Origin of the sequence: Marinoscillum furvescens DSM 4134, assembly GCF_003386095.1 — a bacterium.
Taxonomy (GTDB): domain Bacteria; phylum Bacteroidota; class Bacteroidia; order Cytophagales; family Cyclobacteriaceae; genus Marinoscillum; species Marinoscillum furvescens.
Genome location: NZ_QREG01000005.1, coordinates 150,390 through 173,275, shown reverse-complemented (window position 1 = coordinate 173,275; position 22,886 = coordinate 150,390). Strand labels below are relative to the sequence as shown.

At 43.7% G+C, this 22,886-nt stretch carries 17 protein-coding genes; 5 read left to right on the top strand and 12 right to left on the bottom strand.

All coding sequences use genetic code 11. The features are described from left to right. The first annotated feature begins 69 nt into the window (after positions 1-69). From porW to uvrC, 3 genes are read left to right on the top strand one after another with little or no spacing between them, the layout of a single operon-like run. On the top strand, positions 70-2,625 hold the full coding sequence (gene porW / locus C7460_RS07610) for a type IX secretion system periplasmic lipoprotein PorW/SprE (protein ID WP_147302880.1): 2,556 nt from the start codon (positions 70-72) through the stop codon (positions 2,623-2,625). After that, the gene (locus tag C7460_RS07605; RefSeq protein ID WP_115867499.1) at positions 2,622-4,895 is read left to right on the top strand and encodes a penicillin-binding protein 1A; all 2,274 of its coding nucleotides are present in this window, start codon (positions 2,622-2,624) and stop codon (positions 4,893-4,895) included. The genes porW and C7460_RS07605 overlap by 4 nt, the downstream gene beginning before the upstream one ends. Continuing rightward, the gene (gene uvrC / locus C7460_RS07600; protein ID WP_115867498.1) at positions 4,896-6,701 is read left to right on the top strand and encodes an excinuclease ABC subunit UvrC; all 1,806 of its coding nucleotides are present in this window, start codon (positions 4,896-4,898) and stop codon (positions 6,699-6,701) included. A gap of 35 nt (positions 6,702-6,736) precedes the next feature. On the opposite strand, the gene porN is transcribed toward uvrC, so the two are convergent. The 8 genes from porN to C7460_RS07560 all read right to left on the bottom strand — a co-directional run bounded on the left by porN (position 6,737) and on the right by C7460_RS07560 (position 15,867). Further along, a complete protein-coding gene (gene porN, locus C7460_RS07595) occupies positions 6,737-7,570 on the bottom strand; it encodes a type IX secretion system ring subunit PorN/GldN (protein ID WP_115867497.1) in 834 nt (277 codons plus the stop codon). 12 nt (positions 7,571-7,582) lie between these two features. Beyond that, positions 7,583-9,232 (bottom strand): type IX secretion system motor protein PorM/GldM, encoded by a 1,650-nt coding sequence (gene porM, locus C7460_RS07590; RefSeq protein WP_115867496.1) that lies wholly within the window; start codon positions 9,230-9,232, stop codon positions 7,583-7,585. Positions 9,233-9,263: 31 nt separating this feature from the next. After that, positions 9,264-10,073 carry a type IX secretion system motor protein PorL/GldL gene (gene porL / locus C7460_RS07585; protein WP_115867495.1) on the bottom strand — a complete coding sequence of 270 codons (810 nt, stop codon included), beginning with the start codon at positions 10,071-10,073 and terminating at the stop codon, positions 9,264-9,266. Positions 10,074-10,117: 44 nt separating this feature from the next. Next, positions 10,118-11,143, bottom strand: a complete 1,026-nt coding sequence (gene porK, locus C7460_RS07580; protein ID WP_245986237.1) for a T9SS ring complex lipoprotein PorK/GldK — start codon at positions 11,141-11,143, stop codon at positions 10,118-10,120. Positions 11,144-11,318: 175 nt separating this feature from the next. Further along, entirely contained in the window at positions 11,319-12,272 is a 954-nt protein-coding gene (locus C7460_RS07575; protein WP_115867493.1) for a PorP/SprF family type IX secretion system membrane protein, read from the bottom strand. 58 nt (positions 12,273-12,330) lie between these two features. Further along, positions 12,331-13,116, bottom strand: coding sequence for a uroporphyrinogen-III synthase (locus tag C7460_RS07570; protein WP_115867492.1), 786 nt, complete (start codon positions 13,114-13,116; stop codon positions 12,331-12,333). A gap of 41 nt (positions 13,117-13,157) precedes the next feature. Beyond that, complete coding sequence (locus tag C7460_RS07565; RefSeq protein ID WP_115867491.1) at positions 13,158-14,183, bottom strand: DUF4271 domain-containing protein; 1,026 nt, start codon at positions 14,181-14,183, stop codon at positions 13,158-13,160. 40 nt (positions 14,184-14,223) lie between these two features. Continuing rightward, the gene (locus tag C7460_RS07560) at positions 14,224-15,867 is read right to left on the bottom strand and encodes a BamA/TamA family outer membrane protein (RefSeq protein ID WP_115867490.1); all 1,644 of its coding nucleotides are present in this window, start codon (positions 15,865-15,867) and stop codon (positions 14,224-14,226) included. Positions 15,868-15,890: 23 nt separating this feature from the next. Here C7460_RS07560 and hemW point away from each other — a divergent pair, with 23 nt between their 5' ends. Further along, positions 15,891-17,039 (top strand): radical SAM family heme chaperone HemW, encoded by a 1,149-nt coding sequence (gene hemW, locus C7460_RS07555; RefSeq protein WP_317127692.1) that lies wholly within the window; start codon positions 15,891-15,893, stop codon positions 17,037-17,039. Between the two features lie 23 nt (positions 17,040-17,062). Next, positions 17,063-17,428, top strand: a complete 366-nt coding sequence (locus C7460_RS07550; protein WP_115867488.1) for a hypothetical protein — start codon at positions 17,063-17,065, stop codon at positions 17,426-17,428. On the opposite strand, the gene C7460_RS07545 is transcribed toward C7460_RS07550, so the two are convergent. The 4 genes from C7460_RS07545 to C7460_RS07530 all read right to left on the bottom strand — a co-directional run bounded on the left by C7460_RS07545 (position 17,425) and on the right by C7460_RS07530 (position 22,881). Continuing rightward, positions 17,425-18,141: a LytR/AlgR family response regulator transcription factor gene (locus tag C7460_RS07545; RefSeq protein WP_115867487.1), complete on the bottom strand. Its 717-nt coding sequence runs from the start codon at positions 18,139-18,141 to the stop codon at positions 17,425-17,427. The genes C7460_RS07550 and C7460_RS07545 overlap by 4 nt on opposite strands. After that, positions 18,138-19,103 (bottom strand): sensor histidine kinase, encoded by a 966-nt coding sequence (locus C7460_RS07540; protein ID WP_245986236.1) that lies wholly within the window; start codon positions 19,101-19,103, stop codon positions 18,138-18,140. Before C7460_RS07540 ends, C7460_RS07545 begins: the two co-directional genes overlap by 4 nt. 133 nt (positions 19,104-19,236) lie before the next feature. Then, positions 19,237-22,125, bottom strand: a complete 2,889-nt coding sequence (uvrA, locus tag C7460_RS07535) for an excinuclease ABC subunit UvrA (protein ID WP_115867485.1) — start codon at positions 22,123-22,125, stop codon at positions 19,237-19,239. A 21-nt stretch (positions 22,126-22,146) separates the two neighbouring features. Further along, positions 22,147-22,881, bottom strand: coding sequence for an LOG family protein (locus tag C7460_RS07530; RefSeq protein WP_115867484.1), 735 nt, complete (start codon positions 22,879-22,881; stop codon positions 22,147-22,149). Positions 22,882-22,886: the final 5 nt, after the last annotated feature.

Sequence of the window (22,886 nt, the reverse complement as noted above, 5' to 3'; positions counted from 1 at the left end):
ATATTGAAACCCTACTGTATATCTTTACAAGATTATAGAGGGATATACGTTAATTTGCAAATATCTATTGTGCGAAGGAATCTTGTCATTTATTTCATTTTTATCACGGTAGTAGTCGGCGGATGCTCCTACAGCGGCAGCCCCATTAGTGCTTCTTACCACAATCTCACTGCTCATTACAACGCCTACTTCATTGCTAATGAGCAAATGAAGGAAATAGAAAACACGCTCTACGATAACTATCAGTGGAATTACAACAAGGTACTCCCCATCTATGTACCAGTAGATACCAATGACGCCAAATCTCTGGAAAGCCAAATAGAAGATTGTATTGAAAAAGCTTCCATTGCCATACAGCGCCACCCTGACTCTAAATGGGAGGACGATAGTTACCTTCTCGTAGGAAAAGCACGCTACTATGCACGTGAGCTAGCAGATGCCATCGAAACCTACAAATTTGTCAACAAACACGGCGAAGACGACAATACTCGGCACGAAGCTCTGATCGAGCTGATCAAGACGTTTGTAGACTTCAATGAAATCAACAATGCCATTGCGGTTTCGGACTATCTCAAAAAGGAAGACCTCAACAACGCGAACAGACGCGAACTGGCCCTGGTGAGAGCCTACTTATACCAACAGCGCAAGGACTATGACAACATGATCCAGCACCTGGTAGAAGCAGAAAAACATATGAGCAAATATGCTGACAAAGGCCGCATTGATTTCATCATTGGCCAGGTCTATCAGCAGCTGGGCTTTGAGGCGGAGGCTTACAATTACTACGAACAATGCTTAAAAAACGGTCCGGAATACGAACTGGCGTTTTACACCAAACTTAACATGGCGCAGGTAACCCAGCTTACCAGTTCTGGTGACATTAAAAGAATTGAAAAATATTTCAAAAAACTTCTAAAAGACCCCAAAAACGAAGAGTATAAAGACAAGATCTATTATGAAATGGCCAATTTCGAACTAAAACAGGGCAACCTGGAAGAGGCTATCGGTTATTTCAAAGAATCGGTCCAAAGTTCGGTGAAAAACCAACGCCAAAAAGCCTACTCCTATTACAACCTGGGCAAGATCTATTATGACAGTCTAAAGGATTTCGAACTTGCCAAGAGCTACTATGATAGCACGGTGGCTACCATGCCTCAGGATGAAGAAAACTTTGCTCAAATCAAACAGCGACAGGAAGTGCTTGAAGAATTTGTCACTAACCTGCTCGTAGTTCGTAACAATGACAGCCTCATACACATGTCACAATTGCCGCAGGATTCGCTGTTGGCACTGGCTACGGCCATAGCTGAAGAGCAAGAAAATAAGGCAGAAGAAAAACGAAAGCGGGAGGAGCGCATCATGGCCAACCGACAAAGCAATGCCTTCGATCCCAACAATGCAGACCTCATTGGTACCACCACGGCAGGAGCCCAATGGTATTTTTACAACCCGTCAGCTATAGGTAGAGGTGCCACAGAATTTAAACGCAAATGGGGAGATCGACCGCTGGAAGATGATTGGCGTAGAAGTCAAAAAGCCGGAGGAGAAATAGTGGCCGTAAATGATGGCGAAGCACTCAATGGAACCGACGCTCAGGAAGAATCTAAAGAAAGCAGGGTTCAGGCACAGGTAGACCAAATGCTCGCCGAAATCCCAGGCTCAGAAGAGGAAATTGAAAAGCTTCTCGCTGAAGTAGAAGTAGCCCTGTACAACCTGGGAAACATCTACAATTTCCGTCTGGAAGAAAAGGCAAATGCTGCTACAACTTTTGAATCACTCATCGTTCGTTTTCCAGAAACAGAATACAAAGCAGAAGTCCTTTACCAACTCTACCTCCTTTATAAGAAAGACCAGCCTGAGCTATCAGAGCAGAAAGCCAATGAGCTAAAAGCTACTTTTCCCGAATCGATATATGCGAAGCTGGTGGACAACCCGAACTACAGAGAAGAAAGCCAGCAGGCTACAGAGCAGCTCAAAATAACCTACAAAAAAGCGTACAGCCTGTACGAGCAAGGAGCATATGAAGAAAGTAAGTACCTACTCGATAGCGCACTAAGAGCTACGCCCGACAACAGCTTCAGTGACAACATTCAATTGCTGGCGGTACTCAACACCGGCAAGCTCGAAGGGCAGTATAAATACCAGTATGAGTTGAATAATTTTATAAAAACCTATCCTGATAGTGAACTAGTACCTTATGCCCAATCCCTGGTACAGGCTAGTGAAGATTATCAAATAAACCTGTATAACAGTGCCAAGGCACGCTTCGTTGAGTATTTTAAGCAAAAGCATTACCTGGTAGTGGTTTACCCAAACAATGATCAGCTTACCCAGGAGATACCTACTCAAGTAGAGAGCTATATAGAAGAGAAAAACTTCCAATTTACCACGGGTAACCTCATCCTGGATGAATCAAATGCTATGGTGCTGATCAATGAGTTTCCCGGTAAAGGCACTGCGCAAAAATTCCTTCAGATGATGAATGATGAACTCGACCTTAAAAACACGCATAAAGGTCAAAAAATCTACAGCTTTGCCATCACAGAAGATAACTTTGATATTTTCTATCAGACAAAGGATTTAAACGCATACCTCAATTTCTTTGAAAAACATTACTCCAAATGAGCAAAAGAACGCTTAGAATTTTAACGCTAACCCTCTGGGTGCTTTTCATTGGATCGGCCGTTTCCATTACAGCACTTTTTTACATGGTACAAAACGACACCAATGGCTGGTTTGGGGGATTGCCGAGTCTGGAAGATCTGGAAAAACCCGACCCGGAGCTTTCCTCGGAACTACTCAGTGCTGATGGTGAGCTTTTGGGTAAATACTATCGACACAACAGAACACCCGTCAGCTATGACGAGCTTTCTGCACAACTGGTAAATACCCTTTTGGTCACAGAGGATATTCGGTTCAAAAAGCACTCAGGTATTGACTTAAAAGGATTGCTTCGAGCAGTATTTGGCAAGCTTACGTTCCAGTTCAAAGGTGGTGGCTCCACCATCACCATGCAGTTAGCCGAAAACCTCTACAAAACCTCTTCGGCAAACCGCGGAACTCTTTATGATTACCCATCTGTAGGTCAGATCATCACCAAGCTCAAAGAATGGATCATTGCTATTCAGCTAGAGAAATCGTATACCAAAGAAGAAATTTTGGCCATGTACCTCAATACGGTAGAGTATGGGAGTAATTCCTATGGTATCCAGGTAGCAGCCCAAACATTTTTTAACAAAAAGCCATCACAGCTCACCTACCCTGAGGCAGCGGTACTGATAGGAGCCATCAATGCTCCTACCCGATACAGCCCTATTCTCAATCCTGATAAGGCTATGGCTAAACGTACAGAAGTCCTCTACAACCTTCACAAATACGGCTTGGTGAGCCGTCAGGAATTTGATAGTTTAAAACAGACCGATTTTGGACTGGAATACAAAGTAGAAAACCATAATGAAGGACTTGCTCCTTATTTCAGAAAAGTAATCGCTCGCTATCTACTCCAATGGACTAAAGAACATGGTTATGACCTCTATGAAGATGGCCTAAAAATATACACGACGATAGACAGTCGCCTACAAACCTATGCAGAGCAAGCAATGGAAGAGCATATGGATACTTTGCAAGCCCAGTTTAATGCTCACTGGGGTGACGACAACCCATGGATAGATGAAGAGGGCAATGAAATTGTTGGTTTTCTGGATAAAGCAATCAAGCGGACACATCATTACAAGAGTCTTGTAAAAACCTATGGCGAAGAATCTGACTCAGTAGAGCTTATCCTCAACCGCAAGCGTCAAATGCGTGTGTTTACCTGGGACGGTGAAGTAGACACGCTGATGAGTTCGTATGACTCATTGAAGCATTACAAGAGATTCTTACAAGCCGGCTTCATGGCCATGGATCCTCAAACGGGACATATAAAGGCTTGGGTAGGGGGTATCAATCATAAGTACTTTAAATATGACCATGTCAAGCAAGGAAAACGACAGCCAGGATCCACCCTCAAGCCTATCGTATACACTGCAGCTATCGACAATGATTTTTCGCCTTGTTATCCTGTGGTAGATGCTCCAGTAACTTTCCCTCGTCCCGGTCAGGACCCTCCCACCTGGACGCCTGATAATGCCAGTGGTCGATTTACCGGCGAAGTGATGACGATCCGCCAGGCCATGGCCAGATCCGTAAACAGTATCACAGCATTTATGATGAAGCAGCTCAAACCCGAAACCGTAGTAGAGTACGCTAAAAGACTGGGTATTGAAAGCCATCTAGACGCAGTACCGGCACTATCGCTGGGAGCTGGAGGTGATGTGTCCCTTTATGAACTAGTAGCCGCATATTCCACATTTGTCAACAAAGGTGTTTATACTAAGCCGTTTTACATTTCACGAATTGAAGACCAAAACGGAAATGTTATCCAACAGTTCGTACCCGAAACCCGTGAAGCACTCAACGAGGAGACGGCTTATATCATGCTTCATATGCTCAAAGGAACAACAGAGGAAGTAGGAGGTACCGGAATGGCGCTGGATAGAGAGCTAAGGGTAGACAATGAAATAGCAGCTAAAACAGGTACCACGCAAAATGCCTCAGACGGCTGGTTTATGGGGGTGACCAAAGACATAGCTGCCGGAGCATGGGTGGGTGGAGATGAGCGATCCATTCACTTTAAGCACTGGTACCTGGGACAGGGTGCACGCACTGCCATGCCTATCTGGGAGCGTTTCATGAAAAAAGTATATGCAGACCCTACACTTGGGTTCACCAAAGGTCCATTCGCAAAACCAGTAAAACCTATCAGTATAGAGTTGGATTGTGAAAAATACAATAACTTCTCTCAACCTTCTGATTCGGTAAGGATGGAACTCATAGATGAAGATGAAATCATGTAAATGCAGTCATTCAAGTTTACACCAAATTCTTACCGTGATCTTCCCAATCAACCTGGTGTTTACAAGTTCTACGACACTACAAACACAATCATCTATGTAGGGAAAGCTAAAAGTCTGGCCAAACGCGTTTCAAGCTATTTCACAAAAGCTGGCACACAAAACCGCAAAACGGTTAAGTTGGTACGTGAAATCGAAAGTATCGAAATCGTCATAGTAAACAGCGAATTCGATGCCTTGTTGCTAGAAAACAGTCTGATCAAGGAGCACCAACCCAAATACAACATCCTCCTTAAGGATGACAAGACGTTTCCGAGCATATGCATTACCAATGAGCGGTTCCCCAGAGTATTCGCTACTCGCCAGATAGATCGGTCACAAGGCACCTATTTTGGCCCATATACAAGTGTTAAAGCCATGAACAGTGTTCTGGACTTGCTAAGGAAATTATATACGCTACGCACTTGTAATTTAAACCTGTCACCGGGCAACATACAATCCGGAAAATTCAAAGTATGTCTGGAGTACCACATAGGCAACTGCCTGGGTCCTTGTGAAGGTTTACAATCAGAAGAAGACTACCAAAAGGATATCGATCAGGTTCGTCATATTCTTAAAGGCAACATTGGCATAGTTAAGTCCAATTTTAAGGACATGATGGCCGATGCTGCCTCCCAATTGAAGTTTGAACTCGCTCAGTCCTATAAGGACAAGTTAGAACTTTTGGATAAATTTCAATCCAAATCCACCATTGTCAATCCTAAGATTAACAATATGGACATCATTGGGGTGAACTCTGATGAACACAAATACTACATCAATTATATGAAAGTAGAACAAGGTAGTATTCGTGTATCTGAAACAATCGAAGCTAAGCGTAAACTGGAAGAGCCGGAGGCAGAACTCCTTCAATTGTTGGTATTCAACTTACGCAAAAAATTTGGTAGCCTGGCACGTGAAATTGTCAGTAATCGTGACATAGAGACCTGGGATCAGATAGAACTAACACATCCCAAAATAGGAGATAAGAAAAAACTACTTGACCTTTCACTGAAGAATGCACTCTACTTCAAAAATGAAAAACAGCGCTTAAAAGAGCAGTCCAAATCATCCACTCAGAAGGTTATGGAGCAGCTTCAGTCAGACTTAGGATTGAAGAGTCTACCCAAACACATTGAGTGCTTCGATAATAGTAATATACAAGGCACCAACCCTGTATCCTCGATGGTTTGTTTTAAAAATGCTAAACCCTCGAAAAAAGATTATCGCAAGTACCATATTAAAACTGTGGAAGGACCAAATGACTTTGCAAGCATGACCGAGGTAGTTGGCCGTAGATATCGCCATTTAAAAGAAGAGAACCTCGACTATCCGGATCTGGTCATCATAGATGGGGGTAAAGGCCAACTAAGTGCAGCTTGTGAAGCTCTAAAAAATTTAGAGCTCTACGGTGAAATCCCGATTATTGGAATTGCTAAACGCCTGGAAGAAATATACTTTCCGGAAGATTCTATACCTGTACATATTAGCAAAAAATCTCCTTCGTTAAAGCTACTACAGCATCTTCGGGATGAAGCGCATAGATTTGCCATCACATTTCACCGACAAACTCGTAGTAAAGCAGCCACACAATCAGAGTTAGATCAAGCTCCGGGAATTGGCCCGACCTCCAGGGATAAGCTATTGCAACATTTCAAAAGCATAAAAAGGCTTAAGACCGCAAGTTTGGAAGAAATACAACGCATTATTGGCCAGTCAAAAGGTCAAGCTCTTCATAAGTATCTAAATGAAAAAAGGGATCAAAATTGATCCCTTTTTTCACCTAAATATTTATGAGCATATTTCTAATATTCCCAAAGTTCACTTTCATATTCCATCAGGTCGTACTCATACTTTTGCTGTAGCATTACAGCTTCGTATGGATCAGATGTTTGCTGACGGATATCAAGGTTTTCAGAGTTAGAAACTTTTGTGATCGGCGCTGAGAAAAGTCTCAACTCGAACGCATCACCATAGTTTCTGTGCTGAGCCTGGTTTTGATTATTATACCATAAAGCTCTCTCTGCGTAAGGACCTCTAAAAAGTGCTACCACGTCTTCATACTTGAAGTGTGCCACCATCTTTTCAAACCCTGCAGGATTGTATACCGAACCAGCTCTACCTGGCAGTGCCAGACTTAAGCTACGAATGTACCAGTACATTCTTGAACGGTTTCGATCAAAAATGATCTCCTCTCTCAAGTAAACCACATCAAATGACGTAGGTGGGATTGGATCATACAGAGGACCACTTGATTCCTGCGTTTGCGACCCAGAGTCATCTCCGAATCCGCCTCCGAATCCGCCTCCGAATCCACCACCACCGCCACCTTGGCGTTCTACCTGGGTGTTTTCCTTAAAGACATCATCTGGCATCACGTTAATGCATGAATCTGTCAAGTAAGGCTTCAGCAGGCCTTCATTTACCGCATCAATAAGTAAGCGCGGCATCTCTCTATTGGTTGAGAAAAAGGCCTTGTTTTGTTTCTCTAATAAATCCATTCGCCTCCAAACCATGCGCTGAAACATGATTTGGGAGTCCGTTACTTCAGGTTTGATGATTGGTACTTTTGATTCCTGAGCGCTGAGTTCAGGGATCACCAAGAGTCCAATCAAAACTGCATAACATAAATTTTTCATAACCTTGTTTGATTAATTCAGCGAAATGTTGATGAATCGATTGAAGTTACCGAAGTTCTCAACATCCTTTCTGAAGTTTTGTCTTTGTACTTTTTTGATCTCAATCACCAATTGATCACCTTTTCTTGCCTGAGCGGTCAACTGACCAAGATTTGCTGTTTGACCAACAGTGATTGTTCTTCTACCAATACCACCAGACACCAATGTGATTTGAGCCTCAGCTACTCTAAATTTAGCATCGTCTGGAAGGAATTGTTGGAAACTTTCATCAGGAATAGCATTTAAATACAATCGAGGAGTTTTTGCAGGAATACCTGTTTTCATATTCACTTCTCCCTGGTCTGTATATGCTTTAATCTCTGGAGCAGGTATTCTTCGTACTCCGAAGTTTCTCGAACCAATAAAGTTTCCATTACTTGAAACTTTCAGTTCGACTTCTTTCACAGAAGTAGGTACGATAGTAACCTGACCTTTAGCAGATCCAGTATATGTCTGTGCGTTACTAGCAGAAAACGAAGGGTTGTAGGCTACACCCAACTGAGGTACCTGTACATCCAACTTGTTTCCACAACGCAAATACAATGCCTGAACTGACTGTGATTGAATCTGTATAGTCGGTTTTACAACGAAATACTCGATATCCTGAGTGAACGTCGTGTCTCTTCCACCTGGTTGCGTGATAGTAATTGCAGCCTTGTAGGTTTGTCGAGCCAATCCATTCTCATCGAATTTGCTGGCGTTTGCTGTAAATTCAACTAAACCCTGTCCGCTTGCGTCAACAGGAATTTCATTGTCGTTATAGGTCATCGTAGGAGTTACTCCCGAAGATGATGCCGCGATAAACATCTTTGCAGAGTACTTGGTACCTGCTGCCACGTACTTAGACTCAGGTTTTACCATAGGTACGATAACATCAAACTTGAGGTCACCAGCACCTACTTTACCAGAAAGGAAGTCTAATGCACCCGTCTCATAGTTGAGCACGCGAGACTGAAACTCACTGATAGTAGCAAGACCCGCCGGAGTAGGTGAGCTATCAAATGCTAAAGCAGCAAAACTCTTTCCTTGTTGGTTAGGGTCCTTTTGATAAATGGGATCCTCGTCTGCGTCCAAAGCGATGGGTCGGAAGTAGGTAAGCTCTCCTTCTTCTGCACCTAATGCGATGAGTTTTTCACGTACAAACTCAGCGTATCCATTGAGCACTTCTTTTAGTCGTGCGCCATGTCCTTCTCCACCTTCTTCTTCAGGCATCATATAGTGACCTACCTTATCGTAATCGGTCTTACCTTTTAGGTGACGAGCATCTCCTTTATATTCTGGCTGATGCCCTTCTTCGTAACCTCCAGTTAGGTCGACTAATGTAGCCTTTAGCTCACTAAGTTCTGTGATGACACGTGCAGCTTCGGCGCGGATTTCCTGAGCAACCTCTACTACTTTCGCATCTTCAGGCCTGTTTCCTGTATCGTCAACAGTCTTTACAATACTCTCAAGAATTTGAGTATTTCTCTCTTCGGATTCCTTGTTGGCTCTAACTAGAGAGTCATCAAGGAATACGAATTTATCGATCACGGTAGTGGAGACGTTTAGTGCTAACAGTGCTGTTAGTACTAAGTACATCATCCCAATAAGTTTCTGCCGTGGTGTTTCTTTTCCTCCAGCCATATGTTGATTATTTAAGCTTTAAAGTGGAAAATTAACCTTGCTTCATTGCACTCAGCATATTGCCGTAAACTTTGTTTAGGGAAGCAATATTTGTTGTGAGTGAGTTCAACTCTTTCTGGAAGGCTGAAGTTTCTTTACCAGCCTCACCCATGCTTTCCAGGGCTTGAGTCAGGTTAGAATAGAATTTGTTCATAGACTTCACATGACCCTGAGCATCCTTAAGCTCCATCTCATATACAGCATTCAAGGCACCCAAAGATTTGGTCACGTTCTGAACCTGAGTATGATATTCTTTAGTGTCTTTTGATGCTTGTGCCATTGCTGACATAGCTTCCATAGATGATGCGTAAGACTTATTCATTTCTACTAGAGAATTAGAAGCAGTCTTTACATTCTTAGCATACTCGTTAGTCGCGAGTGCAGCATCACCTAATTGAGACATCTTTTTGGCCGAATCAGCCAGATTTCTCATGCCATCACCTAAACTCTTTATCAATTCAGGTCCTACTTTGGCATCTGCCAGCATTTTATCCATACCTGCACTAACACCAGAATTGTTTCCTGAAGTCACCTTTCTGGGAGCGGCAGGAGGACCATCATAATCATCCGCCAATTCAGGATATACTTTAGACCAGTCAATTTCTCTGTGCTTAGGCTCAAAAGAACTTAAGAAGAATATCACTGCCTCTGTGGTCAAACCAATTACCAGCATGGCAGTAGCTCCTGGCCAGTGAGAAATTTTAAACATCGCCCCTACAATTACGATAGCTGCTCCAATACCATAGATTTTGGGCATTATTGTACTAAAGAGAAGCTCTTGGAATCCGCCTTTTTTGCTCATTTTCTTGTAATATTTAGGTTAGTAATTTAAGTCCCTGTTGTTCATTAAAATTCGTATCCGGATGAACGACCCAGATAAGTCATTGCACATCTAAAACCAATAGAAGATCTGGCTGTGTCTCTATGCTCGTAAGACCTGGTACCAGTCTCCAAATAGTACGCGATATCTTTCCAAGACCCGCCTCGTACAATTTTGTAATCAATTCTGTCATCATAATAGGTTGGGTTCAAATCCCATACCAATGGCATTGCTGATGGGTTGTAAGCATCTTCACACCACTCTGCCACATTACCAGCCATATCAAACAGGCCGTAATCGTTAGAGAAATAAGTCCCTACTGCCGCTGTGTATGCAAAACCATCATCGAAGTAGTTACCTCTGCCCGGCTTGAAGTTAGCCAGCAGACAACCTCTTTGGTTTCTGATGTAGGGGTTACCCCATGGGTACTTGGCCATATCTCTACCCCCACGAGCTGCATATTCCCACTCTGCTTCTGAAGGCAGTCTAAAGTTTGGCATGATAGGCATGCCAACGCTCTGACGGTACTCATTGAGATGCTGGGTTCTCCAAGTACAGAAGTACTGTGCTGCATTCCAATCTACCCCTACTACAGGATAATCATCAAATGCAGGGTGAGACCAGTAGTAAACTACAAGTGGATCTCCCATGTGGTGAGTAAAGTCACGTGTCCAAACAGCTGTATCTGGCATCAGGTCAGCGATAGAATACCCTGCTGGGAGATCTACTTCTGAGCCTTCAGTAATTGCCTGAGTGAATTGTCTGTACTCGTTGTTAGTGATTTCGGTATCATCCATGAAGAACGCACCAATAGTAACCTGTTTATTCAGGTTGATTTGTGTAGCTGCCACATCCTCATCGGCTTGTCCCATGTGGAACGTACCGGCAGGAACAGCTACCATACCATACGGCCGGGTCATCTCCCAACCCTGGCGATCCATTACGCCTATCAGCTCTCCGTTATCCGAAGAACCACCTCCGAATAAGCCACAACTTTGTGACAACAAACCAAGAGCGAATACGGCTAAAGTCGAAAACTTTATAACACGCATATTATTCATAACACCTTATTTGAACTTGCAAGTATGTAAATTAAACAAACTTTATCAAAAAATATTGTGACTTAGTCAGCCTAAATATATAACCTTAATTGAAATCAACCCAAGAATTGTCTTCAAATAATGGTTTTTTTAGATAGACCGGTTTCAAAGGCACATGGACAAAAACCTAGAAACTGAACCTCGGAGTTTTGACTACTTTTTTCCCGCCAAATACTAGTTCAGGAAGATCATAGCGCAAAAATAACTCATGTGAAGTAGCAGCTTTGGCCGTTCGATTTTGAATGACATAGTCGAAAGAATACCCGGCCCGAAGGCGGTTGTCCAGCAAACTATATCCCAAAAATAAAATTATTGATTCTTCATATCTATAGGAGATGCCTGTCCAGGCCTTTCCTTTTAAAGTAACTATAGCCCCAATATCAAAAGTATAGCTTCCAAGGTTGGTACGTGCCAATACAGTAGGAGTCAAGCCTATTTCATCGGACAGGGAAAAGCTTTTTCCTGCATGAGCGTAGTAGTGGATGGCCTGTTTATTAGTAAGGCTATCCTGTCCAAAATCAAAACCTGGTCTCAGCAGATTAGTAGCGCCCACACCCACAAAAAAATCATTTTTGTTTTCGTAGAATGCTCCAGCTGACAAGTTGGGCTGTATCTGTGTTTCTCTGCTACCAATGTTTAATGGATCAGATGCATCATTGAATCTTAGCTGATCAAAGCGAAGCGTTTGTGAGTAGATAGCAGGAGCTAACCCCAGTATCCAGGTACTTTTGGGTCGCTCTATGGTGTAGGAGACTGGCAGCTGTACCTGCACATTATTAAGTGCTCCTAATTGGTCGTTACTCGCTACGAGACCTACAGATGACACGAAAAAGTTGCGAATAGGTACTACGGCAGTGAGTTGCTGGGATGATGGAGCACCCCCATTGCCATCAAAGGTGGTGCCGTAGCCCAGCCACTGAGTTCGGTGCTGTGCTGCGACAAATCCCGTAGACTCACTTCCTGCCCACGCAGGATTAAAGTGAGTAGGGTTGAACATGTAGTGGCCGAAAAAAATATCGTTCTGAGCAAATGTTTGCCAGCTAAGCGAACTCATTAAAATCAACAGCCACCACTTTCTCATAAGGGAATCTTTTGATGCTTATCGTCTATAACAAAAATACCCTTATTTGTATGCTCTACTAAAGATTGTTGGCTTTTTTTATGTACATCTCCAATGCTCCTGTCATACTAGGGGCATTTGGGAGTGGTGCCTGTATATCTAAAATTAGGCCAGCATCCTTCACTGCTTTGGCTGTGGTAGGCCCAAAAGCAGCAATCCGCGTTTTGTTTTGTTTGAAATCAGGGAAGTTGTCAAACAATGATTTGATCCCAGAAGGGCTGAAAAATGCCAGGATATCGTAGTAGACGTTTTCCAAATCTGAAAGATCGCTAGCTACTGTTCGGTAGATGATCGCTTCAGAATATTCACATCCGTTTTCTTTCAGAAAATTAGGAATATCATCCTTTCGTATATCTGAACACGGAAAAAGGAATTTTTCTTTTTTGTGTTTTTTTATTACCTCCAAAAGATCTGCTGCGGTACGCTCTCCTGTGAAAATTTTGCGCTTCCTAATCACGATATACTTCTGCAAGTAATTTGCAGTTTGCTCCGAAATACAGAAATACTTCATATCTGTAGGGATCTCTACTTTATTCTCCGATGCTAGTCGGAAAAAGTGATCCACCGCATTTCTACTTGTGAAGATCACTGCTGTATGATCGAGGATATTTACCTTCTGCTTTCTAAACTCCTTGGCATCCACCGGGTCTATCTCAATAAACTGGCGAAAGTCAATCTTAAGATTATACTTTTCAGCAAGCTTATGATACGGGGAGTTTTGATTAGATGGTTCTGGCTGCGAGACGAGTATCGATGATACTTTGTTGAGCCTTTCTTTGTCGGTTACTAACAATTCTTCACTCATTCCTATCTAAAATACTTTTTCGAGGTATTACCTGTTTGCAACTACCGGACTAACCAAGTGATCAGTAAATATCCGGGCAAAAATTCGGTGGTGCAAAGGTAGGCAATTATCATCAGTTTTCTATGAGAAAGAATTTTATCCAATTTGAAAAACAATCCCAGTACAAAAACTCCCAATGCCAAAACGAGCAAAATGACAACCGATATCTTCATGAATTCTGAGGTCTGAGCAAACAACGTAAAGTCTACCAGGGACAAGCCCAGCGCAATAGATCCAATAAGGATAAAAAAGCGAATCATATCCTGCCCCTGAATATTAGGAATGTGACTGAAGTTAAATATTAATGCCAGGAGCTGATACAGTCCGAACTTGATGATGATCGCAATGGCGATCAGCCCAGAAAACATCAACCAGTCAAAGGTGTGAACCCAAAACCCATGATCACCCCAAAAAAGTACAGGAGCACGATTGATATAAATGGTAACGGTAGCAAGGAGTACGGACAGGAACCCTATCGCGTATAAATTGTCTAGATTGAAAAAGCTGTCATAGGATGATTCATCACTAAGGCTTCGCACTTTGGAAGCTAGCGGATTTTGAAACGACTGACTAAATGCCACTGGGAAAAAGCGACGAAATAGCCCCATTAAAATGAGAATGATAGTGATTTTAAGGGTAAAAACTTCTTTTAAAACATCATCTCTGGATGCTGTTTTGAGTAATGGACCGCTGGTTTGCAATACATCTAACAAATGACTTTTTACATGGTGTGCAAAACCTGGGCTTCCATACAAAACAATAAGGCGACTATTCGTTGGCCCTTCAAAAAGCAAATCTGTAGCCCAATACATATTTCCGCTAAATGCTGAATAAAATAATTGATCATTGATCCATATGTCAACGGGAAATTTTGAACTTAAAAAAAGTTGCCTGGAAACATCAGGAACCTCAAAGGCCAGTACTTCGGCAGATAGCACCCCCTTACTACTTGGCTCTCCATTGGGCTGTATGGTATACCATCCATGGCTTAAGTCCTGAAAAACAAGCGTATCTGTTTGCCCAAACAACGTGCTCGAGAGGAACAGAATTACGAACCCAAAAAATATTTTAAAATTTTGAAATATATCCAATGTGAACTTTGACTGAAGATGGATCTATGGGGACATTTTTAGCCATGCCCACGGCCATGGCAAATGTAAACAAGCCTGACGAAGTATCTAAAGTAAGGCCAACTCCAACTCCTCTGGGAAATGACAAGCGCTCCTTTTGGTCTAGTAATGCCTGATCGTAAAACGCCATAAAGTATGACTCATTCTCGAAATATTGCCTTATTTCCATACGGCTAAGCACATAGGCTTCAGCAAAATAAAATTTTTCATTGAAGCCTCGAAGCGACCTCAATCCACCTATGCGAAACATTTCATTGGTCAGCAGCTGGCTAGTTTGCATCCATCGGCCTGCGATATCATGCACCAGCGCAGTACGTCTGCTACGCAACTGATACTTAAATCCAAAAATGGCCTGAAAATGAGAGGTTTTTAAGTCTATCCCTTCATAAACCTCTTCGTCTAATGCCGGGTTTACTTCTATGTTTTTGGAGCCCACTGCCAATCCTACCTGATACCCCCACCTACTAAAGAGGTTAAAGGGCTGATCATAAGAAAGGCTTTGGAGTCTAAAGCCGTACAGTTTTCTGTTAAAATCAGCAAAGCCTTGCCTCACAGCAGATGCGTCTGGCTTGATTAGGCTACCTGCAGTGCGCGTAAAATCTACATAAAGCCGCTGCAACCCCAACCCCACGTCCGCTTCTACCTGCCAGTTTTGATTGAGAAATGTGGTGTCTTGTTTTAACAATAAAAAGTCAACACCTACAGTAACCGGAGACTGAAAAAGAAAAGGGTGGTCATAGCCAAGCTCTAAATTTTGAGACTGATCAGCGAATCGATTCCAACTAAAGCCTAAAGATTTCCCTGATTTGAACAGGTTTCCTAATTGTAAATCTAAAAAACCTGTAATACCCAGGCTTTCACCCGCCGACTGGCGAGGCAAAAGCCCAACCACGCCCTCAAAGCTGTTTTGCCTGGTAGGTTTTAGGTCTACATAAACAGTCGCCTTTCCATTTACAAATGATACATCTAGTGGACCATTGAGTTCTGCCGCTGGCAGTTGTGAAAGCTTTGCTGCCGCTTTTTGATAGCTAGATTCATTATACGGACCCCCTTTTGGCATGTCCATAACCACTCTCAGGTACGATCTGCTGTAAACCGAAGGATCGCTAAGGACCAACGAATCAAATGCTATATAGGGCCCGGGAAACAGAGTGGCATGCAAGCTATAGCCTGTATCTACAATTTCGATTGAATCGTTTTGGAGGCTCACAAAGGGGTATCCATTGTCTGCATAGCTCTTTATTTTCCTGGAGACATACTGCCGAAAATTCCCTGAAACCCGTTCCTTAGTATATTCTGCTTCGAAGGGATTATATACTGACACAGTCAGTGTTTTTAGGTCATAGTTCTGACCTGTATGAAAAAACACCGAATCAGCACTTTGGCGAGCAATCGCCGAATACAAATACCCTTCCATCCACAGGGACGATAGTTGTTTTTGGATTATTTGCTTGCGATCAGCCGTATGCTGGTAGGTTTGCGTTTTGACCTGATCGCCAACGACCAACACGAGTGTGTCCGGCTGAGCACCGACAAACGATGCGCAAATGAGCAATGCGATATAAAATGCACTCTTCTTCAAGTGTGTGTGTTTAGCGTGTAGTTTTGCAAATTAAAACAAAGACTTTGGCCGGCATCTACCTACATATACCCTTCTGCAAACAGGCTTGTCATTATTGCAACTTTCACTTTAGCACCCAACTAAACTACAAAAGTGAGATGATAGCTGCCCTTTGCCAGGAGGTGGAGATCAGGCACGGTGAAATTTCCGAGCCTATTACATCCATATATTTTGGTGGAGGTACGCCCTCGCTACTAGCTGCAAACGAGCTTGAGGCCATATTCAGTGCCTTGCGTTCGTACTTTGAGATAGCACCCAAAGCAGAGATCACACTGGAAGCCAACCCCGATGATCTAGACCAGGAAAAGCTGAGCATGCTAAAAGAATCAGGCATCAACCGGCTGAGCATTGGAATTCAGTCATTTGATGACGATAGCCTGAAGTACTGCAATCGTGCACATGACTCCAGTGAGGCTGCCTCTTGTCTTAAGCTCGCCAAAGATGCCGGGTTTACAAACATTTCGGCTGACCTGATGTACGCACTACCGGGCACTGACCTGGATCATTGGGCAAAAGACCTGCAGCGATTGTTGCTCTTTTCTCCCAGACATATTTCATTATATGGCCTTACTATAGAAGAGCGCACCGTTTTTGGAAAGTGGCAGACTCTGGGCAAACTTGATGAAGTGCCGGAAGTAAAAGCCGCAGACCAGTACAGGCTGGCTATAGAAGTGCTTTCAAATGCAGGTTACGACCATTATGAAGTTTCCAACTTTGCCAAGCCCGGCTATCACTCTCGGCACAATACCAGCTACTGGCAAGGTGCCCCGTATCTGGGAATAGGTCCCGGGGCGCACTCCTATAATGGCAAAGCACGCGGCGCCAACATTAGCAATAATCAGACCTACATGCGTGCGATACGCTCCGATCAGCTACCGATAGAATGGGAGCAACTTTCTGATCTGGACAAGCTGAATGAATATTTGTTTACAGGCCTGCGAACCAACAAGGGAATAGACCTGAACATAATCAAAGAGCAATTTGGCAAACATCTGTATGATGACTATAAGGCGTTGCTGTCAGACTTTGCTACGCGCGGATTACTCACAAAAACCAATAACAATATCCGGTTGACGTCAGAAGGATTCATGATCGCTGACGAAATTACCTGGAGACTCTTCTATGACACCTAGAATTATTTACTTTTATTGACGGGATGGAAAAAGAACTGAAAAAAGCCAATATGTTGCTCAAGTCTCTCGTCTTGCACTACCACGGACTAGATGAGGAAGAAGAAAAAATACTAGAGCAAGCAGCTGATGATCTGGATGGACATGCGGAGCTAGCATGGGCTAATAAGTTTATTTCCGATGACTACATGTCTGCCTATGATCGAGCCAAAGAGTTTTTTAGTAAAACCATAGGCAAAGCACCGGAACGCGTACGACTAAGGCTGCTGCGAGAAGTATGGGAAGACAACAACCAGAAAGGCTATGTTACGGAAATGGAGACAATGGCCATGATCAATCTCGCTAAAGACTGGGGAATAGAAAAGGAGTTTGTCAGCGCTATACAAACCTAAAGACTCATTTTTTCTTTGAACCGGGAAGCCTGTCTTCTACTCACTTCGATCTTTTCTCCTCCTCTCAGCTGCACCAGCAGACCTCCATTGAACCAGGTGTCGATATTTTCTACCCAACCCAGATTGATGATATGCTTGCGACTCGCCCTAAAAAATGTGCGGTCATCCAGGCGCTCGTCGAGGGCATTGAGTGATTTGTGAATCATGGGTTTATTACCGCCAAAATAGACTTTGATATAGTTGCCATCAGACTCAAATAGCCTAACATCGGCAAGTTTTACAAACCAGCACTTATCTCCATCTTTCACAAAAACCTGATCCTCTTTACCCAGCGTACGTTTTTCTATCTCAGCAGTTGGCGGGGTTTCTTCCACCTTCAGCTTGTTGATCGCTTCTTCCAGCCTTTCTGGCTGGATGGGTTTGAGCAAGTAGTCCAGAGCATTCACTTCAAATGCCTTGAGTGCAAACTCATCATAGGCAGTAGTAAAGATAACCTTCGGTACGGCATCTAGTGATTCTAGCAGGTCAAAGCCCGTTTTGCCAGGCATCTGGATATCCAAAAAGATTAACTCCGGCTTTAATTTCGCGATTTGCTCCTGAGCATCTTCCACATCCGTAGCCTCTCCTACAATTTCTATTTGCTGAAATGGTTTCAGTAAATTGATCAGTTCTTTGCGTGCAAGTCTCTCGTCATCTACTATAAGTGTCTTCATAAAGATTTTGGTACAGATATTTGGGTTAGTACGGTATTTTTAGATTCATTGTTTATCAAGAAAGTAGCCTGATCGCCATAAATTAGCTCCAGTCGTTTTTTGGTATTGCTCAATCCGAAGCCTGTATTGCTGGCTAATTGCCCGTTCAGGTATTGACCAGTATTTCGAATCTGGATGATCAGACTATCCTCATTTACTTCAGAGCTTACCTTGATTATCCCTCCTGTTTTTAAGGTAGCAATCCCGTGCTTTATACCATTTTCTACCAGTGTTTGGATCATCAGCGGTGGGATGAGATGTCTCATGCTTTCCGGATCTATGTCAAACTCGGTGTGTAGCCGCTCTTCGTAGCGAATGCTCTCCAGCGCCAGATAGTCTTTGACCATAGCCAACTCTTCGGATAAGGTGACCATCCGCTGACGGTCTATTGTCAGTGAATTTCGTAAAATATTGGATAACTGCGTAATCGCATTCTTGGATTTTACGGGATTTTCATCCACGAGCGCCCTGATGCTGTTTAGTGCATTGAAAATAAAGTGTGGGTTGAGCTGGGACCTTAGGTTTCTCAGCTCAATCTCTTTAGCAGCAGCTTCGTACTTAAGGCTTTTGTTATACCGCTCGAAATAGTGAAACGTAAAGTAGATCATCGCCCAAATGAAATAAATGATCATCGGGCCGAAAACATTCAAAACGATAGTCAGCGGCAGAAAATCACGCACAGTGAGCTCATTGCTGAGTAGCGAATACCCTAGAAGAAATGCATAATTGAACACGCTGAGGCCAAAAATGATAAGCAGCAGTCGGGGTATCAGCTTCACCCAGTTCAGTGCCAGCCAGCCATTTTTAATGACTATGAATCTGAGCAGATGGGTAGACCCAATATAAAAAAGCACTTGCAGAGCTTCCCCTACAAAGTGAGTCATGTCTGGCTGCTGGGCTATGGCATATAGGAATATTTGCAAGAAGCCATAAAAAGACCACCCACCAATTTGACAAACCCAATATATCCTGCGCTTATTCATATGAGAAGTAAAATAGCTGCTAACCTAAGGCCAAATCAAATAAACTTTTCGATTTGCCCGTGATCAGTGGCTACTATTTTTGACGAGCGGTGGCTTCTAGTTCTTCTTTTAGAAACTTACCTGTATGGCTTTTAGGGTTTGCAGCCAGATCTTCCGGTGTGCCCATGCCCACTATCTGGCCTCCTTTTTCGCCCCCTTCAGGACCAAGATCTACGAGGTAATCTGCCACTTTGATCACATCCAGATTATGCTCGATGATCAATACGGTATTACCCTTGCCTACCAGCTTGTGCACTACCTCCAGCAAGTGTTGTATATCCTGAAAGTGCAATCCTGTGGTAGGCTCATCAAGTATGTAGAATGTTTTACCAGTATCTCTTTTGCTAAGCTCGGTGGCAAGTTTTACCCGCTGGGCTTCTCCTCCCGAAAGTGTGGTAGCATGCTGTCCCAATGAAATATACCCAAGACCTACTTCATTGAGCGTTTCTATTTTCTTGAGAATTTTTGGCTGGTTGGCAAAGAAATCTACCGCTTGCTCCACGGTCATGTCCAGTACATCCGATATCGACTTGCCCTTGAAGCGAACCTCGAGGGTTTCCCTGTTATATCGTTTCCCTTTGCATGTTTCACACGGCACGTGTACATCAGGAAGAAAATCCATCTCGATCACGCGCATGCCTCCTCCCTGACAGGTTTCGCATCGCCCACCCTTTACGTTGAAGGAAAAGCGCCCAGGTTTATACCCTCGTATCTTGGACTCTGGCAACTCCGCAAAAAGCGCCCTTATATCCGTAAATACGCCGGTGTATGTGGCCGGATTCGACCGTGGTGTTCGGCCAATTGGGGACTGGTCTACTTCAATTACTTTATCAATATGCTCCAGTCCGGTTACCTTTTTGTATGGGAGCGGCTCTGTACGTGATTTGTAGAAATGACGCCTGAGCACCGGGTAAAGTGTCTCGTGAATAAGTGAAGACTTCCCACTACCACTTACACCTGTCACACACACTTTGCAACCGAGTGGGATTTTTAAATCTACATTTTTCAGATTGTGTCCGGTAGCTCCTTTTAGTTCCAAAAAGTTGCCTGATCCAGTTCTGCGTTCTGCTGGCACAGGTATAGATCGCTCTCCATTGAGATAGTCTGCCGTGATCGACTTGTTTTTTACAAACTGTGCAGGAGGCTCTGCCGCCATGATCTGTCCTCCATGAATACCTGCGCCAGGCCCGATATCTACTATGAAGTCCGACTCCAACATCATGTCTTTGTCATGCTCCACCACGATCACCGTATTGCCCAGATCACGTAAGTCCTTGAGTGCTTCTATCAGTTTTACATTATCCCGCTGGTGCAGGCCTATACTGGGCTCATCCAGGATGTAGAGTACATTGACCAGCTGGGTGCCAATCTGGGTGGCCAGCCGTATACGCTGTGCTTCTCCACCAGACAGTGTCCTCAGAGGTCTATTGAGGTTTAAATAGTCCAGCCCTACATCTAGCAAGAAGCCGATACGCTTACGCAGTTCTTTAAGTATCTCTGCGGCTATGACATTCTGACGTTCACTGAGCCGCTGCTCCAATCCTTCAAACCACTGAGCGAGCCTGTTTACATTCATCTCGGCCAGCTCTCCAATGTGTTTGTCATCGATTTTGAAATGCAGGGACTCCTTTTTGAGGCGATAGCCATCACAATCAGGACAAGTGGTAATGTCTGTAAACTCCTCTACCCACTGGCGTATTTTTTCGCTTCCTGAATCTTTATGGTTTTCCAAAAATTTGATGATCCCTTCAAACTTGGTATTCCAGTCCGTACCGGGATACTTCACGGAGCTTACTGCCACCGGCACGCTATCGCCATGCAGTAGTAGGTCCAGTGTTTTTTCTGGTATGTCTTTGATAGGAGTAGTGAGGCTTGCTTTGTTTCGCTTGAGTATAGCCTCTACTTTTTTGAAGATCCAGATATCTCGGTACTCTCCCAAGGGAGCTATACCCCCACGACTAATGGAGAGACTGGGGTCTGGAATGACCGAATCTTTGGAGATTTCTTCTACCTGGCCCAGTCCATTGCACGTAGGGCAAGCCCCATACGGGGAATTAAAAGAAAAAGTATTAGGCGCTGGCTCATCATAGGATATTCCGGACTCCGGATCCATCAAGAATTTAGAAAAATGAGCAGTTTCGCCCTTGTCGTCCTGCACCATCAGTATGCCGTTGGCATGCTTGAAGGCGGCCTGCACAGATTGCCGGATTCGCTTTTCGTCTTTCTTTTGGACGATCACCCGATCCACTACTATTTCGATATCGTGGGTCTTGTACCGGTCTACCTGCATCTTTGGCACGAGCTCTTGTATCTCCCCGTTGACACGGACTTTGGTAAAGCCCATTTTTCTGATCTGTACAAAAAGCTCCCGATAGTGACCTTTTCGGCCTTTTACCACCGGCGCCAGAATGATGAGCTTCTGACTATCGTAGGTTTTCAGGATATGTTCTACGATCTGGTCTTCGGTCTGCTTGACCATTTTTTTGCCTGTCACATAAGAGTAAGCTTCACCAGCCCTGGCAAAAAGCAGACGCAAGAAATCATAAACTTCTGTGACCGTACCCACCGTAGATCGTGGATTACGAGAGGTAGTCTTTTGCTCTATGGAGATCACCGGACTAAGACCGTTAATTTTGTCTACGTCTGGTCGCTCCATGTCGCCAATAAAAGCACGCGCATAGGCCGAAAAGCTCTCCATATACCTGCGCTGCCCTTCAGCATAGATGGTGTCAAACGCCAGCGAAGATTTACCGCTACCGCTGATCCCTGTGATCACAACCAGTTGGTTTCTGGGTATGGACAGGCTCACCTCCTTTAGGTTGTGCTCCCGAGCCCCATAGATCTCAATAGACTGATGATCGATATCCGGGCGTGTTTCTGAAGTAGGGTGTGGCTGAGCTGTTTCGGCTTGTGCAGAATTCATGTATGTGCTTTAGAAATCAGATTAGAAGTTTGGACTCAATAGGTACTTGCTGTAGAACTCATCAATAACCGCTACGGCCTCTTCTGCTGTGTCTACCAGGCTGTAAAGTTCCAGGTCTTCTTTATTTATGTTGTTGGCAGCTGTCAGTAGAGTACCTTCTATCCAATCGATAAGTCCTCCCCAGTATTCTCTGCCTACTAACACAATTGGGAACCTGCCGATCTTTTTTGTTTGGATTAGTGTAAGCGCCTCGAAAAGCTCATCGAGTGTACCAAAACCACCGGGCATTACGATAAATCCCTGTGAGTATTTGACAAACATCACCTTACGAACAAAGAAGTAGTCAAAATTAATGAGTTTGTCTCTGTCTATGTAGATATTATCAAATTGTTCGAAGGGCAGATCGATGTTTAGTCCTACTGATTTACCACCCTGATCATGAGCCCCTTTGTTTCCGGCCTCCATGATACCAGGGCCTCCACCAGTGATCACACCATATCCATGGCGAACGAGCTTGGCAGCTATCTGCTCTGCCATTTTATAGTACTTGTGATCACCCCGGGTTCGAGCCGAACCAAATATAGATACGCAAGGACCAATTTTGGCGAGCTTTTCAAAGCCATCGACAAACTCCGACATCACTTTGAAAATAACCCAAGAGTCCGAAATTTTTATTTCGTTCCAGTCCCGATCCTTGAAGGCCTGAATGATTTTCTCTTCCTCCTCTTTTGTAACTTCTTTCGCTTTTTCTGTCATGTTGT